9 pseudogenes are annotated in these 20,567 nt (G+C 73.9%); all 9 read left to right on the top strand.

The annotated features are described in order from the left end of the window. Positions 1-6: 6 nt before the first annotated feature. Positions 7-9,627 (top strand): annotated as a pseudogene (locus CYQ11_RS31020) (type I polyketide synthase); the annotation flags it as partial. A 135-nt stretch (positions 9,628-9,762) separates the two neighbouring features. Next, positions 9,763-10,437: pseudogene (locus tag CYQ11_RS31015) on the top strand (beta-ketoacyl synthase N-terminal-like domain-containing protein); the annotation flags it as partial. A 30-nt stretch (positions 10,438-10,467) separates the two neighbouring features. Then, positions 10,468-10,806: pseudogene (locus CYQ11_RS31010) on the top strand (hypothetical protein); the annotation flags it as partial. A gap of 12 nt (positions 10,807-10,818) precedes the next feature. Continuing rightward, positions 10,819-11,217, top strand: a pseudogene (locus CYQ11_RS31005) (ketoacyl-synthetase C-terminal extension domain-containing protein); the annotation flags it as partial. Positions 11,218-11,367: 150 nt separating this feature from the next. Beyond that, positions 11,368-12,186: pseudogene (locus CYQ11_RS31000) on the top strand (acyltransferase domain-containing protein); the annotation flags it as partial. Further along, a pseudogene (locus CYQ11_RS30995) lies at positions 12,160-12,633 on the top strand (polyketide synthase dehydratase domain-containing protein); the annotation flags it as partial. The pseudogenes CYQ11_RS31000 and CYQ11_RS30995, both read left to right, overlap by 27 nt. Continuing rightward, positions 12,625-13,197: pseudogene (locus tag CYQ11_RS30990) on the top strand (polyketide synthase dehydratase domain-containing protein); the annotation flags it as partial. The pseudogenes CYQ11_RS30995 and CYQ11_RS30990, both read left to right, overlap by 9 nt. Continuing rightward, a pseudogene (locus CYQ11_RS30985) lies at positions 13,180-13,698 on the top strand (SpnB-like Rossmann fold domain-containing protein); the annotation flags it as partial. The pseudogenes CYQ11_RS30990 and CYQ11_RS30985, both read left to right, overlap by 18 nt. Continuing rightward, positions 13,672-20,565, top strand: a pseudogene (locus tag CYQ11_RS30980) (SDR family NAD(P)-dependent oxidoreductase); the annotation flags it as partial. The pseudogenes CYQ11_RS30985 and CYQ11_RS30980, both read left to right, overlap by 27 nt. Positions 20,566-20,567: the final 2 nt, after the last annotated feature.

Raw genomic sequence — 20,567 nt, 5'->3', positions numbered from 1 at the left:
AAGCTTCGTCACTTTCTCAAGGAGATGACGAAGGATCTGCGGCAGACTCGCCAGCGCCTTCAGGACGTGGAGGCGAAGAACCACGAGCCGATCGCCATCGTGGGCATGACCTGCCGTTTCCCCGGTGGCATCGCCTCTCCGGAGGCGTTGTGGGAGTTCGTGTCCGCGGGCGGGGACGCGGTGTCGGACTTCCCCCTGGACCGTGACTGGGACCTGGACGGCCTCTTCGACGCGGCCGGCCGTTCCGGCACGTCGGTCACCCGGTACGGCGGGTTCCTGCACGACATCGCCGACTTCGACGCGGGGCTCTTCGGGATCTCGCCACGTGAGGCCGTCGCGATGGACCCGCAGCAGCGGCTGCTGCTGGAGACGGCCTGGGAGGTCCTCGAACGCGCGGGCATCTCCGCGGAGTCCGTGAAGGGCAGCCCGACGGGCGTGTTCATCGGCACCAACGGCCAGGACTACGCCACCATCCTCAGTGCGGCGCGTGACGAGGTGCAGGGTCACCTCGGCACGGGCAGCGCGGCGAGCGTGATCTCCGGCCGGGTGGCCTACACCTTCGGTCTCGAAGGCCCGACGGCCACCGTGGACACCGCCTGCTCGTCCTCGCTGGTCGCCCTGCACCTGGCCGTCCAGGCGCTGCGCAACGGCGAGTGCTCGCTGGCCCTCGCGGGCGGTGTGACGGTCATGACCACCCCCAGCACGTTCGTCGAGCTGTCCGCGCAGGGCGGCCTGGCGGTCGACGGCCGCTCCAAGGCGTTCTCGGCGGCCGCGGACGGCACGGGCTGGGGCGAGGGCGTCGGCATGCTCCTCGTCGAACGGCTCTCCGACGCCCAGCGCAACGGCCACCCCGTGCTGGCCGTGGTCCGCGGCTCCGCCGTCAACCAGGACGGCGCCTCCAACGGCCTGACCGCGCCCCACGGCCCCTCCCAACGACGCGTGATCCGCGCGGCCCTGGCCAACGCCCGTCTCACCACCTCGGACGTCGACGCGGTCGAGGCCCACGGCACCGGCACCAAGCTCGGCGACCCGATCGAGGCGCAGGCGCTGCTGGACACCTACGGCCAGGACCGGGAGACCGACCGGCCGCTGTGGCTCGCCTCGGTCAAGTCGAACCTGGGCCACACGCAGGCGGCGGCGGGCGTCGCCGGCGTCATCAAGATGGTCATGGCGATGCGGCACGGCCTGCTGCCGCGGACCCTGCACGTGGACGAGCCGACCCCGCACGTGGACTGGTCGGCCGGCGCGGTGCGGGTCCTGACCGAGCACACGGCGTGGCCCGAGGCCGACCGGCCGCGGCGCGCCGGTGTGTCCGCGTTCGGCGTGAGCGGCACCAACGCCCACGTGATCGTCGAAGAGCCGCCCGCCGCGGAGGAGCCCGGGGCGGAGGACGGCCTGCCGCGCGCCGAGGCGCCGGCGGTGCCGTGGATCGTGTCGGGGCACGGCGAGGACGGCCTGCGGGCGCAGGCCGCGCGGCTGGCCGCCGCGGCCGCCGACCTCGATCCGGCCGACGTGGGCTGGACGCTGTCCGCGACGCGCTCGGCGCTGTCGCACCGCGCGGTCGTCACCGGCTCGGACCGGCGGGAACTGCTGGACGGGCTCGCGGCGCTGGCGGCCGGGCAGCCCGCCGCCAACGTCGTCGAGGGCGTGGCCGGCCCGGACTCCGGCGTCGTGTTCGTCTTCCCGGGCCAGGGCTCGCAGTGGGCGGGCATGGCCGTCGAACTGCTGGAGACCTCCCCGGCCTTCGCCCGGCGGTTCGCCGAGTGCGCGGCCGTCCTGGAGCCGTACTACGACTGGTCGATCGAGGACGTGGTGCGCGGTGCGCCCGGAGCACCGTCCCTCGACCTGATCGAGGTCGTCCAGCCGGTCCTGTTCACCGTGATGCTGTCGCTCGCCGAGCTGTGGTCCTCCTACGGCGTGACGCCGTCCGCCGTGGTCGGCCACTCGCAGGGTGAGATCGCGGCAGCCTGTGTGGCGGGAGCGCTGTCGCTGGAGGACGCGGCGAAGATCGTGGTCCTGCGCAGCCGCCTCTTTTCCGAGACGCTGGTGGGCAAGGGCGCCATCGCCTCCGTCGCCCTGCCCGTCGAGCAGCTGGCCGCCCGGATCGAGCCGTGGGGCGAACGCCTGGCCGTGGCCGGCGTCAACGGCCCCGAGGCCGCCACGGTGGCGGGCGACCCGGAGAGCCTTGAGGAGTTCGTCGCCGCCTGCGCAGCGGACGGGGTGCGCGCCCGCGTCGTACCCGCGACGGTGGCCTCGCACAGCCCCCAGGTGGAGCCGCTGCGGGAGCGGCTGATGGAGCTGCTGGCGGACGTCAGCCCCCGCCGCTCCTCCGTGCCGTTCTACTCCACGGTGACCGGCGGGCTGCTGGACACCACCGCGCTCGACGCGGACTACTGGTTCCGCAACGCCCGCATGCCGATCGACTTCGTGGGGGCGCTGCGGTCCCTGTTCGCGGACGGCTACCGCGTCTTCGTGGAGTCCAGCTCCCACCCGGCCCTGATCACCGGCGTGCAGGCCACCGCCGAGGACGCCGGCGAGCAGGTCGTCGTCACGGGTTCCCTGCGGCGTCGGCAGGGCGGGCTCGCGCAGTTCTTCACCGCGCTGTCGCGGCTGCACGTGCACGGCGTACGGGTGGACTGGCTCCCGGCGCTGGCCGGCGGGCGGCGGGTGGAGCTGCCGACGTACGCGTTCCAGCGGGAGCGTTTCTGGCTGACGCCCGCGCCGGGGCAGGGCGACGCCTCCTCGCTGGGGCTGGGCGCGCTCGACCACCCGCTGCTGGGTGCGACGGTGACGCTGCCCGCCTCCGGCGGCTGTGTGCTGACCGGCCGGCTGTCGCAGGCGTCGCACCGCTGGCTCGGCGACCACGCGCTGTCCGGTGTGGTGCTGCTGCCCGGTACGGGCTTCGTGGAGCTCGCCCTGCAGGCGGGGCTGCGGTTCGGCTGTGACGTGGTCGAGGAGCTGACGCTGGAGGGGCCGCTGGTGCTGCCCGAGCGCGGCGCCGTCGAGGTACAGGTCTCGGTCGGCGAGGCGGACGAGAGCGGCCGCCGGTCGGTCTCGGTGTACTCCTGCCGGGAAGGCGAGTGGATCCGCCACGCCAGTGGTGCCCTCGGCACCGCCGCACCCGAGGCCCACACCCCGGAGGCCTGGCCGCCGGCCGGCGCCGAACGGATCGACGCCTCCGGTCTCTACCCCGCCCTGGCGGAGCGAGGCTACGCCTACGGGCCGGTCTTCCAGGGCCTGCGCAGTGCCTGGCGCCGCGGTGACGAGGTGTTCGCCGAGATCGTCGTGCCGGAGGAGGCCCGTGGCGACGCCGCCCGGTGCGCGGTGCACCCGGCGCTGCTCGACGCCGCGTTGCACGGCATACGCTTCGGCGACTTCGTCTCCGACGACCAGCTGGCGTACGTCCCGTTCTCCTGGAGCGGTGTCACCCTGCACGCCGTCGGTGCGACGACCCTGCGCGTCACCCTGTCCCCGGCCGGCCCCGACACGGTCTCCCTGCGGGCGGCGGACGCCACCGGCGAGCCCGTCCTGTCCGCGCGGTCGCTGGCCCTTCGCCCCGTCACGGCACAGCAGTTGTACGACGCCCGTGGTGGTGTGGTCGATGCGTTGTTCCGAATGGAGTGGATCGAGCGCACCGGTATCGACCTGCACGGACCGGCACTGACACACCTCGCCGACCTGGCCCCGGACGCAGACGCCCCCGCATGGGTGCGCATCGACGGCCACAACCCCGCCGACGTCCTCACCGCCATACAACAATGGCTCACCGACCAGCGCTTCACCCACACCCGCCTGGCCGTCGTCACCCACCACGCAATCGCCGCCCTACCCGGCGAAGACATACCCGACCTCGACGCCGCCGCCGTATGGGGCCTGACCCGCTCCGCACAGACCGAAAACCCCGGCCGCATCCTCCTCATCGACCTCGACGACCCCACCACCCCCCTCCCCGACCTCACCACCGCCACAACAACAGGCGAAACACAACTCGCCCTCCGAGCCGGAACCCTCCTCACCCCCCGACTCGTCAAAACCCACCGCCACAACGACCCCGACCTCACCACCGGCACCACCCTCATCACCGGCGGCACCGGCACCCTGGGCACCCTCATCGCCCGCCACCTCATCACCAACCACAACGTCCGCGACCTCGTCCTCGTCAGCCGCCGCGGCGACACCGCACCCGGCGCAACCCAACTACGCACCGAACTCGAAACCCTCGGCGCACACGTCCGCATCCAAGCCTGCGACATCACCGACCACGACGCCCTCACCACACTCATCACCTCCCTCCCCGACCTACGCACCGTCATCCACACCGCCGCCACCCTCGACGACGCCACCCTCACCTCCCTCAACACCCACCGCCTCCACCACGTCATGGCCCCCAAAGCCAACGCCGCCCGCCACCTCCACGAACTCACCCGCCACCACAACCTCAACGCCTTCATCCTCTTCTCCTCCGCCGCCGGCATCCTCGGCAACGCAGGCCAAGCCAACTACGCCGCAGCCAACGCCACCCTCGACGCCCTCGCCACCCACCGCCACGCCACCGGACTCCCCGCCACCTCCATCGCCTGGGGCTTCTGGGAACACCGCAGCGAACTGACCGAGCGGCTCTCCGAGGACGACCTGGCGCGTGCCCACGCGCTGCCGATGTCCACCCCGCAGGCGCTCGAGCTCTTCGACGCGGCGCTGGCCTCCGACGAGGCGGTGGTGATGGCCGCGCCGCTGAACCCGTCCGCCTGGACGGGCAGCGACCACGTGCCGCCGGTCCTGCGTGACCTGGTCCGGGTGCCGATCCGGCGCGCCGCCGACTCCGCCGGAGCCGTCGACGGCTCCGCCACCACGGCCCTCGGCCGACGGCTGGCGGGTGTCGAGGACGACGCCGAGCGGGAGGAGCTGGTGCTGGAACTCGTCCGCCACCACGTGGCGGCGGTGCTCCGCCACGCGTCGTCGGACACGGTGGACGCGTCGCGGACGTTCCAGGAGATCGGCTTCGACTCGCTCACGGCCGTCGAACTGCGCAACCGCATCAGCGCCGCCACCGGCGTACGGCTGCCCGCCACCGCCGTCTTCGACTACCCCACTCCCCGCGTCCTGGCCGGTCATCTGCTCGCCGAGGTTCTCGGCTCGGACGAAGGCGCCGCCGCGCCGGTGCCGGGCACGCTCGTCGCCGACGACCCGATCGTGATCGTCGGCATGAGCTGCCGCTACCCGGGCGGCATCGCCTCGCCGGAGCAGCTGTGGGACCTGGTGCGGTCCGGCGGTGACGCGATCTCCGGCCTGCCGGGCGACCGCGGCTGGGACCTGAGCGGCCTCTACGACCCCGACCCCGACACCCCCGGCACCTCGTACGCGCGAGACGGCGGGTTCCTGCACGACGCGACCGAGTTCGACGCCGGTCTCTTCGGCATCTCGCCGCGCGAGGCGGCGGCGATGGACCCGCAGCAGCGGCTGCTGCTGGAGGCGTCCTGGGAGGCGTTCGAGCGCGCGGGCATCCCCGTGGGCTCGGTCAAGGGTGAGCGGATCGGCGTGTTCACCGGAGTGATGCACCACGACTACCTCACCCGGTTGTCCACTCCGCCGGAGGGAGTCGAGGGCTACCTGGGCACGGGTGCCGCGGCGAGCGTGGCCTCGGGCCGCGTGGCGTACACGTTCGGCCTTGAGGGCCCCGCCGTGACGGTCGACACGGCATGCTCCTCGTCGCTGGTGGCCCTGCACCTGGCCGTCCAGGCGCTGCGCCTCGGCGAGTGCTCGTTGGCGCTGGCCGGCGGCGTGACCGTGATGTCCACCCCCACCGTCTTCGTCGAGTTCTCGCGCCAGCGCGGGCTGTCCCGCGACGGTCGCTGCAAGGCGTTCGCCGAAGCCGCCGACGGCACCGGATTCGCCGAGGGCATCGGCATGCTGCTCGTCGAGCGGCTGTCCGACGCCCGGCGCAACGGGCACAAGGTGCTGGCCGTGGTGCGGGGCTCCGCGGTGAACCAGGACGGCGCCTCCAACGGCCTGACCGCCCCGAACGGGCCGTCCCAGCAGCGCGTCATCCGCGCCGCGCTGGCGACCGCCGGCCTGGCGCCGCAGGACGTGGACGCGGTCGAGGCCCACGGCACCGGTACGACGCTGGGTGACCCGATCGAGGCGCAGGCGATCCTGGCCACGTACGGGCAGAACCGCGAACAGCCCCTGCTGCTGGGGTCCGTCAAGTCCAACATCGGGCACGCCCAGGCCGCGTCCGGTGTCGCGGGCGTCATCAAGATGGTCATGGCGATGCGGCACGGCGTGCTGCCCCAGACCCTCCATGTCGACGAGCCCACGCCGCACGTCGACTGGACCGCCGGATCCGTGGAACTGCTGACCGAGCAGACGGAGTGGCCCGAGACGGGCGCGCCCCGCCGGGCGGGCGTCTCGTCGTTCGGCGTGAGCGGCACGAACGCCCACGTCATCCTTGAGCAGGCACCGGTTCCGGAGCCGTCGGCGGAGGAGAACGAGACCGCCGAACCGGGCCCCGTGGTCCCGTGGGTCGTCTCCGGCCGGGACGAGCGTGCGCTGCGCGCTCAGGCCGAGCGACTGCGCGCCTGGGTGGCGAACGCCCCCGAGCAGCCGCGCGTGGCGGACGTGGCGTTCTCCCTCCTCGCCGGCAGGACGGCTCTGGAGCACCGCGCGGTCGTGCTGGGCGGGGACCACGCCGAGCTGCTGGCGGGACTGACGGCCCTGGCCCAGGACGAGCCGGCCGCAGGCGTCGTCGCCGGTGCGGCGGTGCCCGGCCGCAAGGTGGCTTTCGTGTTCCCGGGTCAGGGTTCGCAGTGGACCGGGATGGCGCTGGAGCTGATCGACGCCTCGCCCGTGTTCGCTGAGCGGATGCGGGAGTGTGCTGCCGCGCTGAGCGCCTTTGTCGACTGGTCGCTGCTCGACGTCCTGGACGACGAAGACGCACTGCGCCGGGTGGATGTCGTGCAGCCGGTGCTCTGGGCCGTGATGGTCTCGCTGGCGGAGCTGTGGCGTTCGTACGGGGTGGTACCGGCAGCGGTCGTGGGTCACTCGCAAGGTGAGATCGCGGCCGCATGTGTCGCCGGCGGGCTCTCGCTGGAGGACGGCGCCCGGATCGTCGCCCTGCGCAGCAAGGCCCTGCTGGCCCTGTCCGGGCAGGGCGGCATGGTCTCCGTGCCCCTGCCCGCCGACCAACTGCGCGGCCGCGACGGCCTGTCCATCGCCGCCGTCAACGGGCCCGCCTCAACCGTCGTCTCGGGAGACAACGACGTACTGGACGCCGTCTTGGCCGAGTTCCCGCAGGCCAAGCGCATCCCCGTCGACTACGCCTCCCACTCCCCCCACGTCGAACAGATCGAAACGGAGCTGGCCGAAGCACTCGCACCCATCGCACCCCGCACGGGCACCGTCCCGTTCTACTCGACAGTGACGGGCGAACTGACCGACACCGCCGAGCTCGACGCGGCCTACTGGTACCGCAACCTCCGCCACACCGTCGCCTTCCAGGCCACCCTTGAGAACCTCATCGCCCTCGGCCACAGCGCCTTCGTGGAAGCGAGCTCGCACCCGGTGCTGACGGCCGGTGTGCGCGAGACGCTCGACGCCGTGGGCCGGGAGGGCGTGGTGCTCGGTTCGTTGCGCCGTGACGACGGCGGGCCGACGCGGATGGCGACCTCGCTGGCCGAGGCGTACGTGCACGGCGTCGACGTCGACTGGCGGCCGTCGCTCGGCGGCGGGCGCCAGGTGGACCTGCCGACCTACGCGTTCCAGCGGGAGCGCTACTGGCTGGACCCCGTCGCCGCCCAGCCGGCCGCCGGCGCGGTGGACGCCGAGTTCTGGGAGGCGGTCGAGCGCGGGGACCTGGAGTCCCTCGCCGCGACCCTGCGCGTCGACGGGGAGCCCCTGGGCGAGGTGCTGCCCGCGCTGTCCCAGTGGCGCCGTGAGCGTCGCGACGTCTCCACCATGGACTCGTGGCGGTACAAGATCCACTGGAAGCCCCTCACGCCCGGCACGACGGCTCCGACCGGCACCTGGCTGGTGCTGGTGACCGACGGCCAGGCCGACGAGGAGTGGGTGGCGGGGGTGACGGGGACGCTGGCCCGCCGGGGTGCGGAGCCGCTCACAGTCGTCCTCGACGAATCCGACCTGGACCGTGCCGCCCTGGCCGGCCGGCTGGCGGCCCTGCGGGAGGAGCACTCCCCGATCAGCGGTGTCGTGTCGCTGGTCGCGATGGACGAGCGCGCGCACCCCGCGTACCCGGCCGTGCCCCGCGGCTACGCGCTGACGCTGCTGCTGGCGCAGGCGCTCGGCGACGCCGGGGTGGAGGCGCCGATGTGGTGCCTCACGCGGGGGGCCGTGTCGCTGGGCGACGGTGACGTGGCCACCAGCCGCAAGCAGGCGCTGGCCTGGGGCCTCGGCAGGGTGGTCGCCCTCGAACAGCCCCTGCGCTGGGGTGGACTGGCGGACCTGCCGGAGAGCGTGACCGAGCGGGCGCAGGACCTGCTGGCGAGCGTGCTGGCCGGCGCCTCGGACGAGGACCAGGTCGCCGTGCGGACGGCCGGCCTGTTCGGGCGCCGGATCGCGCACGCCCCGGCGCGGGAGCCGGGCGTGACGACCTGGCGCCCCGAGGGCACGGTGCTGGTCACCGGCGGTACGGGCGCGCTGGGCGGGCACGTGGCCCGGTGGCTGGCGGGCCAGGGCGCGGAGCACGTGGTGCTCACCAGCCGCCGGGGGATGTCGGCGCCCGGCGCCGACCGTCTGGTGGCGGAGCTGGAGGCGCTCGGTGCGCGGGTGACGGTGGCGGCGTGCGACGTCGGCGACCGCGACGCCCTCGCCGCGCTGCTGGCCGAGGTGGGGCCGCTGACGGCGGTGGTGCACACCGCGGCGGTGCTCGACGACGGCACGATCGGCTCGCTGACCACGGACCAGCTGCAACGGGTGCTGAGCGTCAAAATCGACGGTGCGGTGAACCTGCACGAGCTGACCCGTGACATGGACCTCGCCGCGTTCGTGCTGTTCTCCTCGCTGTCCGGCACGCTGGGCGCCCCCGGGCAGGGCAACTACGCGCCCGGGCACGTCTTCGTGGACACGCTCGCCGAGCAGCGCCGGGCCGAGGGGCTGCCGGCGACGTCCGTGGCGTGGGGCCTGTGGGCCGGTGCCGGCATGGGCGAGGGCGGCGTCGGTGACGTCGCCCGGCGGCACGGCGTCCCGGAGATGGCGCCGGAGATGGCCGCCGCGGCCATGGGACGCGCCGTCGAGCAGGGCGACACCGTCGTCACGGTCGCCGAGATCGACTGGGACCGCCACTACGTCGCGTTCACCGCGACCCGGCCCAGCCCGCTGATGCGGGACGTCCCCGAGGTGCGGGCGCTGATCGACGCCGGGGTCGGCGCGGAGGACACCGAGGCGGCGCCCGAGCGTTCGGGCCTCGTCGGGCAGCTCGCGGGGTTGGGCGACGCCGAGCGGGACCGCGCGCTCCTGGACCTGGTCCGCCGCCATGTCGCCGTCGTGCTCGGCCACAGCGGCCCGGACGCGGTCGAGACCGGCAAGGCGTTCCACGCGACGGGGTTCGACTCCGTCACCGCCGTCGAGCTCCGCAACAGGCTCAACAGCGCCACCGGCCTCCGGCTGCCCGCCACCGTCACCTACGACCACCCCACGCCGCTCGCCCTGGCGGAGTACGTGCGCGGCGAGCTGTTCGACGACCTGCCGACGCCGGTCGAGCCGGTCCGGGCAACTGTGCCGCTGGACGACGAGCCGATCGCCATCGTCGGCATGAGCTGCCGCTTCCCCGGCGACGTGGCCTCTCCCGAGGACCTGTGGCGGCTGGTCGACAGCGGCGCGGACGCGCTCGGGGGCTTCCCCGACGACCGGGGCTGGGACACCGCGAACCTGTACCACCCGGACCCCGACCACCGCGGTACGTCGTACACCCGGGCGGCCGCCTTCCTGTACGGCGCCGGCGAGTTCGACGCCGGTTTCTTCGGGATCTCGCCGCGTGAGGCCGTCGCGATGGACCCGCAGCAGCGGCTGCTGCTGGAGGCGTCCTGGGAGGCGTTCGAACGTGCCGGCATCGACCCGGCCTCCTTGGGGGGCAGCGCGACCGGCGTGTTCACCGGCACGAACGGCCAGGACTACGCGTCCCTGTTGAAGGCCGACGAGACCGGCGACTTCGAAGGCCGCGCGGCCACCGGCAACTCGGCGGCCGTGATGTCCGGCCGCATCGCCTACGCGCTCGGGCTGGAGGGCCCGGCGCTGACGGTGGACACGGCGTGCTCGTCGTCGCTGGTGGCCTTGCACCTGGCGGTGCAGGCGCTGCGGTCGGGCGAGTGCACGCTGGCCCTGGCCGGCGGCGTCAGCGTGATGACGACCTCCGAGATCTTCGTGGAGTTCTCCCGTCAGCGTGCGCTGGCGGCCGACGGGCGCTGCAAGGCGTTCGCGGCGGCGGCGGACGGTACGGGCTGGGGCGAGGGCGTCGGCATGCTCCTCGTGGAGCGGCTGTCGGACGCCGAACGCAACGGCCACCAAGTGCTGGCCGTGGTCCGTGGCACCGCCGTCAACCAGGACGGCGCGTCCAACGGTCTGACCGCCCCGAACGGGCCGTCGCAGCAGCGTGTCATCCGGCAGGCACTGGCCAACGCCGGCCTGACGACGGCCGACGTGGACGCGGTCGAGGCGCACGGCACGGGCACCACCCTCGGTGACCCCATCGAGGCGCAGGCACTGCTCGCCACGTACGGGCAGGACCGCGAACAGCCCTTGATGTTGGGCTCGATCAAGTCCAACATCGGCCACACGCAGGCCGCGGCCGGTGTCGCCGGTGTCATCAAGATGGTCATGGCGATGCGGCACGGCGTGCTGCCCCAGACGCTGCACGTGGACGAGCCCACGCCGCACGTCGACTGGGCCTCCGGTTCCGTCGAGCTGCTGACCGAGCGGACGGAGTGGCCGGAGGCCGGCCGGCCGCGGCGGGCCGGCGTGTCGGCGTTCGGCGTCAGCGGCACGAACGCGCACATCGTGCTGGAGCAGGCCCCGCAGGCCGAGGTCGAGGCCGAGCCGGCCCGTACCGGGCTGCCGGCCGTGCCGTGGGTGCTGTCCGGGCAGGGCCAGGAGGCGCTGCGGGCACAGGCCGAGCGCCTGCGGTCGTTCGTGGACGCGGACGCGGGCCTGCATCCGGTGGATGTGGCCTGGTCCCTGGCGTCGACGCGTTCGGCGCTGTCGCACCGCGCCGTCGTCGTGGGCGCGGACCGCGAGGAACTGCTGCGCGGTCTCGACGCGGTGGCGAACGGCGGGACGCACCAGGGTGTGGTGACCGGCCTCGCCGGGTCACCCTCCGGTGTCGTGTTCGTCTTCCCGGGTCAGGGTTCGCAGTGGACGGGTATGGCGGCGGAGCTCGTCGAGTCGTCGCCCGTGTTCGCTGAGCGGATGCGGGAGTGTGCTGCCGCGCTGAGCGCTTTTGTCGACTGGTCGCTCTTCGACGTCCTGGACGACGAAGAGGCGCTGCGCCGGGTGGATGTCGTACAGCCCGTGCTGTGGGCCGTGATGGTGTCGCTGGCGGAGCTGTGGCGCTCGTACGGCGTCACCCCCGCCGCTGTCATCGGCCATTCACAAGGTGAGATCGCGGCCGCGTGTGTCGCCGGCGGTCTCTCGCTGGAGGACGGCGCTCGGATCGTCGCCCTGCGCAGCAAGGCCCTGCTGGCGCTCTCGGGCCAGGGCGGCATGGTCTCCGTGCCGCTGCCCGCCGACCGGCTGCGCGGCCGCGACGGCCTGTCCATCGCCGCCGTCAACGGGCCCGCTTCGACCGTCGTGTCGGGTGGCAACGACGTGCTGGACGCCGTCTTGGCCGAGTTCCCGCAGGCCAAGCGCATCCCCGTCGACTACGCCTCCCACTCCCCCCACGTCGAACAGATCGAAACGGAGCTGGCCGAAGCACTCGCACCCGTCGCGCCCCGCACGGGCACCGTCCCGTTCTACTCGACGGTGACCGGCCAGCCGGTCGACACCGCCGACCTCGACGCGGCCTACTGGTACCGCAACCTCCGCGAGACCGTCGCCTTCCAGCCCACCATCGAGAAACTCCTCGACCTCGGCCACACCGTCTTCGTCGAAACCAGCCCCCACCCCGTCCTCACCATCGGCATCCAGGACACCGCCGACACCAAGGACCTCACCGTGGTGGCCACCGGCACCCTCCGCCGTGACCAGGGTGGGCTCGCCCCGTTCCTCACCACCCTCGGTCGACTGCACGTCGAGGGCGTCCCGGTCGACTGGGAGGCCGTGTTCTCCGGGACCGGCGCCCAGCGGGTCGGCCTTCCGACGTACGCGTTCCAGCACGAGTGGTTCTGGCTGGACCCGGTCCGTGGCACCGCCGACGCGGCGGGCGCCGGACTGAACGGGCTCGCGCATCCGCTGGTGAGCGCGGTCCTTCCGCTGCCCGACGCCGACGGTTGTGTGCTGACCGGTTCGTTGTCGGCCGCGTCCCACCCGTGGCTGCGTGACCACGCCGTCTTCGGCGAGGTGCTCCTGCCGGGCACCGGGTTCGTGGAGCTGGCCTTGCAGGCCGGTCTCCAGCTCGGCTGCGCGCGGCTGGACGAGCTGACCTTGCAGGCACCGCTGGTGCTGCCCGAGCAGGGTGACGTGCAGGTCCAGGTGTCGGTCGGCGGACCGGACGCGGCGGGCCGGCGGCCCGTGGCGGTCTATTCCCGGCATGCCGGAAACACCGAGTGGGTGCGGCACGCGTCCGGCGGCCTCAGTGCGGACGCCCCGGCGCCCGCGGAGCGGCTGGACGTGTGGCCCCCGGCGGGGGCCGCGCCGATCGACGTCTCCGACGTCTACACGGCCATGGAGGCGCGGGGCTACGCCTACGGGCCGGTCTTCCAGGGCATCCGGGCCGCCTGGCGGCGCGGGGACGAGGTCTTCGCCGAGGTCGCGCTGCCCGACACGGCCGAGAGCGACGCGAGCCGGTGCGGTCTGCACCCGGCGCTGCTGGACGCGGCGTTGCAGGGGGCGGGCTTCGGGGAGTTCGTGGCCGAGCCCCGGCAGCCCCACCTGCCCTTCGCCTGGTCCGGGGTCACCCTGCACGCGGTGGGTGCGACGTCCTTGCGGGTGGCGCTGGCTCCCGCGGGGAAGGACGCGCTGGCCGTGCGGGTGGCCGACGCCACGGGTGCGCCGGTGCTGACGGCGGAGTCCCTGGTGCTGCGGCCGGTCGCCGCGGACCGGCTCGACCGTACGCGCGCCGAGGCGCTGTTCCGGGTGGACTGGACCGAGCTCGCCCTGCCCTCGTCGTCGGACGAGACGGCGTTCGTCACCGTCGAGTCCGCTGCCGGGCTGCCGGACGTGCCGGTGTCCGGCGACCCCGCGGCTGTGCCCGCGGTGGTGGTGCTCAAGCCGGCGGCCGTCGTGGACGAGACGCCGGACGGCGTGCACGCGCTGGTCAGCCGGGTGCTGGAGGCGGTGCAGGCGTGGCTGGCCGACGACCGGTTCGCCGAGGCGCGGCTCGTGGTGGTCACACGCGGCGCGCTGGCGACGGCGGTCGGCGAGGCCCCGGAGGACCTGGCCGCCGCGGCGGTGTGGGGTCTGGTGCGTACCGCGCAGACCGAGAACCCGGGCCGTTTCGTGCTCGTCGACCTGCCGGACGAGGACCTGGCTCCGCTCCAGGCCGTTCTCCGCACCGACGAGCCGCAGGTGGCGGTGCGTGACGGCAGCGTGCTCGTGCCGAGGCTGGCGCGGGTCGCGAAGACCGCCCTCGCCGCGGAAGTGGAGTCGGCATCGGGCTCGGGCTCGGGCTCGGGCTCGCGTGAGTGGCGGCTGGCGACCACCGGCGGCGACACCCTGGAGAGCCTGGCCCGCGTGGCGTGCCCCGAGGTGTCCGGGCCGCTGGAGCGCGGTCAGGTCCGGGTGGCCGTGCACGCGGCCGGGGTGAACTTCCGTGACGTGATGCTGGCGTTGGGGATGTACCCGGACAAGGCGGGCCTGCTGGGCAGCGAGGGCGCGGGGGTCGTCCTGGAGGTCGGCCCCGGCGTGGCCGGGGTCGCACCGGGCGACCGGGTGATGGGACTGTTCTCCGGTTCCTTCGGGCCGGTCGCGGTCACCGATCACCGGATGGTGGCCCCCGTCCCGGTCGGCTGGTCGTTCGCGCAGGCGGCCGCGACCCCGGTCGCGTTCCTCACGGCGATGTACGGGCTCATCGACCTGGCCGGCGTGCGGCGCGGCGAGTCGGTGCTCGTCCACGCCGCGGCCGGCGGCGTCGGCATGGCCGCCGTGCAGGTGGCCGGCTGGCTCGGCGCGGAGGTCTTCGCCACCGCGAGCCCGGCGAAGTGGCCGGCGGTGCGCGGCCTCGGCGTGGCGGAGGAGCGCATCGCGTCGTCGCGGTCCGCGGACTTCGCGGACCGGTTCCGCGCCACGGCGCCCGACGGCGTGGACGTGGTGCTGAACTCGCTGACCGGCGACCTGCTCGACGCCTCGCTCGGGCTGCTGCGCCCGGGTGGCCGGCTCGTCGAGATGGGCAAGACCGACCTTCGGGACGCGGACGAGGTGCTGGACCGCCACCAGGTCGCCTACAGGGCGTTCGAGCTGCTCGAAGCGGGCCCGGAGCGGCTCGGCCGGCTCCTCGCGGAGATGGTCGGGCTGTTCGAGCAGGGGGTGTTCACCCCGCTGCCGCTGCGGGTCTGGGACGTGGCCCGCGCCGACGAGGCGTTCCGCTTCCTGTCGCAGGCGCGTCACGTCGGTAAGCTGGCGCTGACTGTCCCGCAACCCGTCGGCGACGGCGCCACGCTGGTCACCGGTGGTACCGGCACCCTGGGCGGCCTGGTCGCCCGTCATCTCGTGCGCGAGCACGGGGTGCGGGATCTGGTGCTGGCGAGCCGCTCCGGCGGTGCCGCCCCCGGGGCGGCCGGGCTGGTCGCCGAGCTCGAGGCGGACGGCGCACGCGTCCGCGTGGTCGCCTGCGACCTCGCGGACCGGGACGCGGCCGCCGAACTGGTGGCGTCGATACCGGACCTGAGGGCGGTCGTCCACACGGCGGGCGTCCTCGACGACGCGGTGATCGGTTCCCTGACCGCGGACCGCGTACGGACGGTGCTGCGGCCGAAGGCCGACGCGGCGTGGCACCTGCACGAGCTGACCCTGGACCGCGACCTGGCCGCGTTCGTCCTGTTCTCGTCGGCTGCCGGCGTGCTGGGCGGCCCCGGACAGGGCAACTACGCGGCCGCCAACACCTTCCTCGACGCGCTGGCGGCGCGCCGCCGGGCCCAGGGGCTGCCCGCGGTGTCCCTGGCCTGGGGCTTCTGGGAGCAGCGCAGCGAGCTGACCGAAGGCGTGGAGACGGGCAGGCTCGCCCGTTCCGGGGTCCAGCCGCTGTCCACCGAGGACGCGCTCGGCCTCTTCGACGCCGCGTCGGCCACCGGTGACGCGCTGCTGGTCCCGGTGCGTCTCGACCTGGCCTCGCTGGGCGGGCAGGACGTGCCCCCGCTGCTGCGTGGTCTGGCCGGTGCCCCGGCCGTCGCGGTCGCGCCCCTCGCGCGGGCCGCGTCCGGCACCACCGGGGACGCCGACGGCGTCGCGGGCGGGGTCTTCCCGGGCCTGCCGGCGGCCGAGCGGCACGCCGCGCTCGTCGACCTGGTCCGTGGTCAGGCGGCTGCCGTGCTCGGGCACGACGGCCCGCAGGCCGTCACGGCGGACCGGCCCTTCAAGGAGCTGGGGTTCGACTCGCTGTCCGCGGTGGAGCTGCGCAACAGGCTGCGCACCGTGACCGGCCTGCGGCTCCAGGCCACGGTGATCTTCGACCACCCCACGCCGGCCGCGCTCGCCGCGTTCCTCGAGCAAGAGCTGTTCGGCACGGTGACGACATCGATGGCGACATCAATGGCGGCATCGGTGGCGGAGACGAAGGCGGAGGACGTGACGCCGGCGACGCAGGCGCTTCCGGCCGACGACCTGATCGCCGTCGTGGGCATGAGCTGCCGCCTGCCGGGCGGCGTGGACTCGCCCGAGGCGCTGTGGCAGCTGCTGGTCACCGAGGAGGACGCCCTGTCCGGCCTCCCGGCCGACCGCGGCTGGGACCTAGCGGCGCTCTACGACCAGGACCCGAGCCGTTCCGGCACGACCTACGCCCGGGCCGGCGGCTTCCTCCACGACGCCGCGGACTTCGACGCCGGGTTCTTCAAGATCTCGCCGCGTGAGGCGCTGGCCGCCGACCCCCAGCAGCGGCTGTGGCTGGAGGCCTCCTGGGAGGCCTTCGAGCGGGCCGGCATCGACCCGCTCAGCCTGAAGGGCACGCGCACCGGCGTCTTCGCCGGTGCGGCCTCGACGACGTACGGCGCGGACCAGCCCTCGACCCCGGAGGGCTCCGAGGGTTACCTGCTCACCGGCAACTCGACGTCGGTGATCTCCGGCCGAGTCGCCTACGCGCTGGGGCTGGAGGGCCCGGCGGTCACCGTCGACACCGCGTGCTCCTCCTCGCTGGTCAGCGTGCACTGGGCCTGCGAATCCCTGCGGCGGGGCGAGAGCACCCTGGCGCTGGCCGGCGGTGTGGCCGTCATGCCCACGCCGGACCTGCTGGTCGAGTTCTCCCGCCAGCGCGGCCTGGCCGCCGACGGACGCTGCAAGGCGTTCGCGGCGGCGGCCGACGGCACCGGATTCGCCGAAGGCGTGGGCGTCCTGGTCCTGGAGCGGTTGTCGGACGCCGTACGGAACGGGCACAAGGTGCTGGCCGTGGTGCGGGGTTCGGCCGTCAACCAGGACGGCGCGTCGAACGGCCTGACCGCCCCCAACGGTCCGTCCCAGCAGCGCGTCATCCGTGCCGCGCTGGCGAACGCCGGGCTCGGCACCGCCGACGTCGACGCGGTCGAGGCCCACGGCACGGGCACCACGCTGGGCGACCCGATCGAAGCGCAGGCGCTCGTCGCGACGTACGGCCAGGGGCGCGCGGCGGACCGGCCTCTGCTGCTCGGCTCGGTGAAGTCCAACATCGGCCACACGCAGGCAGCCGCCGGCGCGGCAGGCCTGATCAAGATGGTCCTCGCCCTGCGACACGGCGTCCTGCCGCGCACCCTGCACGTCGACGCGCCCACCCCGCACGTGGACTGGGCCGCGGGTGCGGTGGAGCTGCTGACCGAGCGGACGGAGTGGCCGCAGGCCGGCCGGCCGCGGCGGGCCGGTGTGTCCGCGTTCGGCGTGAGCGGCACCAACGCCCACGTGATTCTCGAGCAGGCACCGGAGGTTCCGGCCGAGCCGGAGACCGAACGCGTCGCGCCGGCCCCGGCCGTGCCGTGGGTGCTCTCGGGTGTGGGCCAGGACGGTCTGCTGGCGCAGGTCGAGCGTCTGAAGGCGTTCGTCGAGGGCGACCCCGGCCTGGACCCGGTGGACGTGGGCTGGTCACTGGCCTCGACACGGGCACTGCTCCCGCACCGCGCGGTGATCGTCGGCGCGGACCGGGAGGAGCTGCTGCGCGGCCTGGACACGGTCGAGGCCGGCACTGCACCCGCCGAGACCGGCCGCAAGACAGTGTTCGTCTTCCCGGGTCAGGGTTCGCAGTGGACCGGGATGGCGCTGGAGTTGATCGACACCGCTCCGGTGTTCGCTGAGCGGATGCGGGAGTGTGCTGCCGCGCTGAGCGCCTTTGTCGACTGGTCCCTCTTCGACGTCCTCGACGACGAAGACGCACTGCGCCGGGTGGATGTCGTACAGCCCGTGCTGTGGGCCGTGATGGTGTCGCTGGCGGAGCTGTGGCGCTCGTACGGCGTCGTGCCGGCAGCGGTCATCGGCCACAGCCAGGGTGAGATCGCGGCGGCGTGCGTCGCCGGGGGTCTCTCGCTGGAGGACGGCGCTCGGATCGTCGCCCTGCGCAGCAAGGCCCTGCTGGCCCTGTCCGGGCAGGGCGGCATGGTCTCCGTGCCCCTGCCCGCCGACCAGCTCCACGGCCGCGACGGCCTGTCCATCGCCGCCGTCAACGGCCCCGCCTCAACCGTCGTCTCGGGAGACAACGACGTACTGGACGCCGTCTTGGCCGAGTTCCCGCAGGCCAAGCGCATCCCCGTCGACTACGCCTCCCACTCCCCCCACGTCGAACAAATCGAAGCGGAGCTGGCCGAAGCACTCGCACCCATCGCACCCCGGACCGGCCAGGTCCCCTTCTACTCGACCGTCACCGGTGAACTCACCGACACAGCCCACCTCGACGCCGCCTACTGGTACCGCAACCTCCGCGAGACCGTCGCCTTCCAGCCCACCGTCGAGAAACTCCTCGACCTCGGCCACACCGTCTTCGTCGAAACCAGCCCCCACCCCGTCCTCACCATCGGCATCCAGGACACCGCCGACACCAAGGACCTCACCGTGGTGGCCACCGGCACCCTCCGCCGCGACGAAGGCGACGTCCGGCGGTTCCTGCGGTCGCTGGCGGAGGTATCGGTCGCCGGTGCGGACGTGAACTGGCGAGCCGCGTTCGAGGGGACGGGGGCCCGGCAGGTCGAGCTGCCGACCTACGCCTTCCAGCGCGAGCGCTACTGGCTGGCGCCCGCGCGCGGCACGGGTGACGCGTCCGTGCTGGGCCTCGGTGGCGTCGATCACCCCCTGCTGGGTGCGGCGGTACCGCTGCCGGACTCGGACGGCTGTGTGCTGACCGGTGCGCTGTCGCTGGCCGGGCAGCCTTGGCTGGCCGACCACACCGTGCAGGGTGTGGTGCTGCTTCCGGGAGCCGCTTTCGTGGAGCTCGCGCTGCAGGCGGGCGCCCTGTTCGGCTGCGACGTCCTCGACGAGCTGACCCTGCACGAGCCGCTGGTGCTGCCGGAGCACGAGACCGTTCAGCTCCAGGTGTCCGTCGGCGGTGCGGAGGAGTCCGGTCACCGGGCGCTCACGGTGTTCTCGCAGCGTGACGGCGACTGGGTGCGTCACGCGACGGGCGTCCTGGGTGCGGCCGACCGGTCCGCTCCGGCCGGGCAGGAGGAGGATCTGCGGGCCTGGCCGCCTGCCGGTGCCGAGCAGGTCGACGTCAGCGAGGTGTACGAGGGGATGGCCGACCGGGGTTACCGGTACGGCCCGTCCTTCCAGGGCCTGCGCGCGGCGTGGCTCCGCGGGGACGACGTGTTCCTGGAGGTGGCGCTGCCCGAACAGACGTGGGGCGACGCGGCGCGGTGCGGGATCCATCCGGCGCTGCTGGACGCGGCGCTGCACGGCATCGCCCTGGGGTCGTTCGTCACCGAGCCCGGTCAGGGATATCTGCCGTTCGCCTGGACCGGGGTGAGCCTGCACGCCGTGGGCGCCTCGACAGTGCGGGTGGCGTTGCGGCCGGCCGGGGCGGACACGGTGAGCGTGCGGGTCGCCGACGCGGCGGGCGAGCCGGTGCTGGCCGTGGACGCGTTGGTGATGCGTCCGCTGGCCGAGCAGCGGCTGGTCGGGGCGGGTGGCGGCCGTGCGGTCGACGCGTTGTTCCGGCTGGACTGGACGGAGCTGTCCGTCCCCGCCGTGTCCGACGTGGCGCAGCCGGCCCTCTGGACGCTGCTGGGCGGCCACGACGACGAGTTGAAGCTGACGACCGCGCTGGAGACGGCCGGGGTGTCGGTGGAGCTCGCCGACGGTTTGGCCGTGGTCGAGCGGGTGCCGGACGTGCTGCTGTTGCCGTGCCCGCACGACGTGCGTGACGGTTCGGCCGCGGAGGCGGCCGGGGCGGCTGTGCGCCGGGTGCTGGGAGTCGTCCAGGAGTGGCTGGCGGACGACCGGTTCGCCGACGCGCGCCTCGTGGTGCTGACCCGCCGTGCGGTGGCGACGGCCGTGGGCGACGACGTGGAGGACCTGGCCGGTGCGGCGGTGCGGGGCCTGCTGCGCACCGCGCAGTTGGAGAACCCCGGCCGCATCGTGGTGGTCGACCACGACGATGCGGGACTGGGTGTGCTGCCCGCGGTGCTGACGGCGGGCGAGCCCGATGTGGCGCTGCGGGCGGGCACCGTGCTGGTGCCCGGGCTGGCCAGGGCGGCGGTCGAGCCCGGCGGGCGGTCGCCCGCCTGGGACCGTGGCACGGTGCTGATCACCGGCGGTACCGGGACCCTGGGCGGTCTGGTCGCCCGGCACCTGGTGTCCGAGCACGGGGCAAAGGACCTGGTGCTGGCCAGCCGCAGCGGTGCGGACGCGCCGGGGGCCGGGGAGTTGGTCGCGGAGCTGGAGGCGCTGGGCGCCCGCGTCCGGGTCGCTGCGTGCGACGCGGGTGACCGTACGGAACTGGCGGGGCTGCTGGACACGGTTCCGGAGTTGCGGGCGGTCGTGCACACCGCCGGTGCCGTCGCCGACGGGGTGCTCGGCTCGTTGACCGCCGGTCAGGTGGACGCGGTCCTGCGTCCGAAGGCGGACGCGGCCTGGCACCTGCACGAGCTGACGGCCCGTCTGGATCTGGACGCTTTCGTCCTGTTCTCGTCGGCTGCCGGTGTGCTGGGCAGCGCGGGTCAGGCCAACTACGCAGCTGCCAACGCCTTCCTCGACGCGCTGGCGGCCCACCGGCGGGCGCAGGGGCAGGCGGCGGTGTCCGTCGCCTGGGGCTTCTGGGACCGGCGCAGCGGGCTGACCACGCACCTGTCGGACGACGACCTGGC

The organism is Streptomyces cinnamoneus (genome assembly GCF_002939475.1).
Classification (GTDB): Bacteria; Actinomycetota; Actinomycetes; order Streptomycetales; family Streptomycetaceae; genus Streptomyces; species Streptomyces cinnamoneus_A.
The sequence above is the reverse complement of the archived record's forward strand: the minus strand, read 5'-3'. Positions and strand labels throughout refer to the sequence as shown.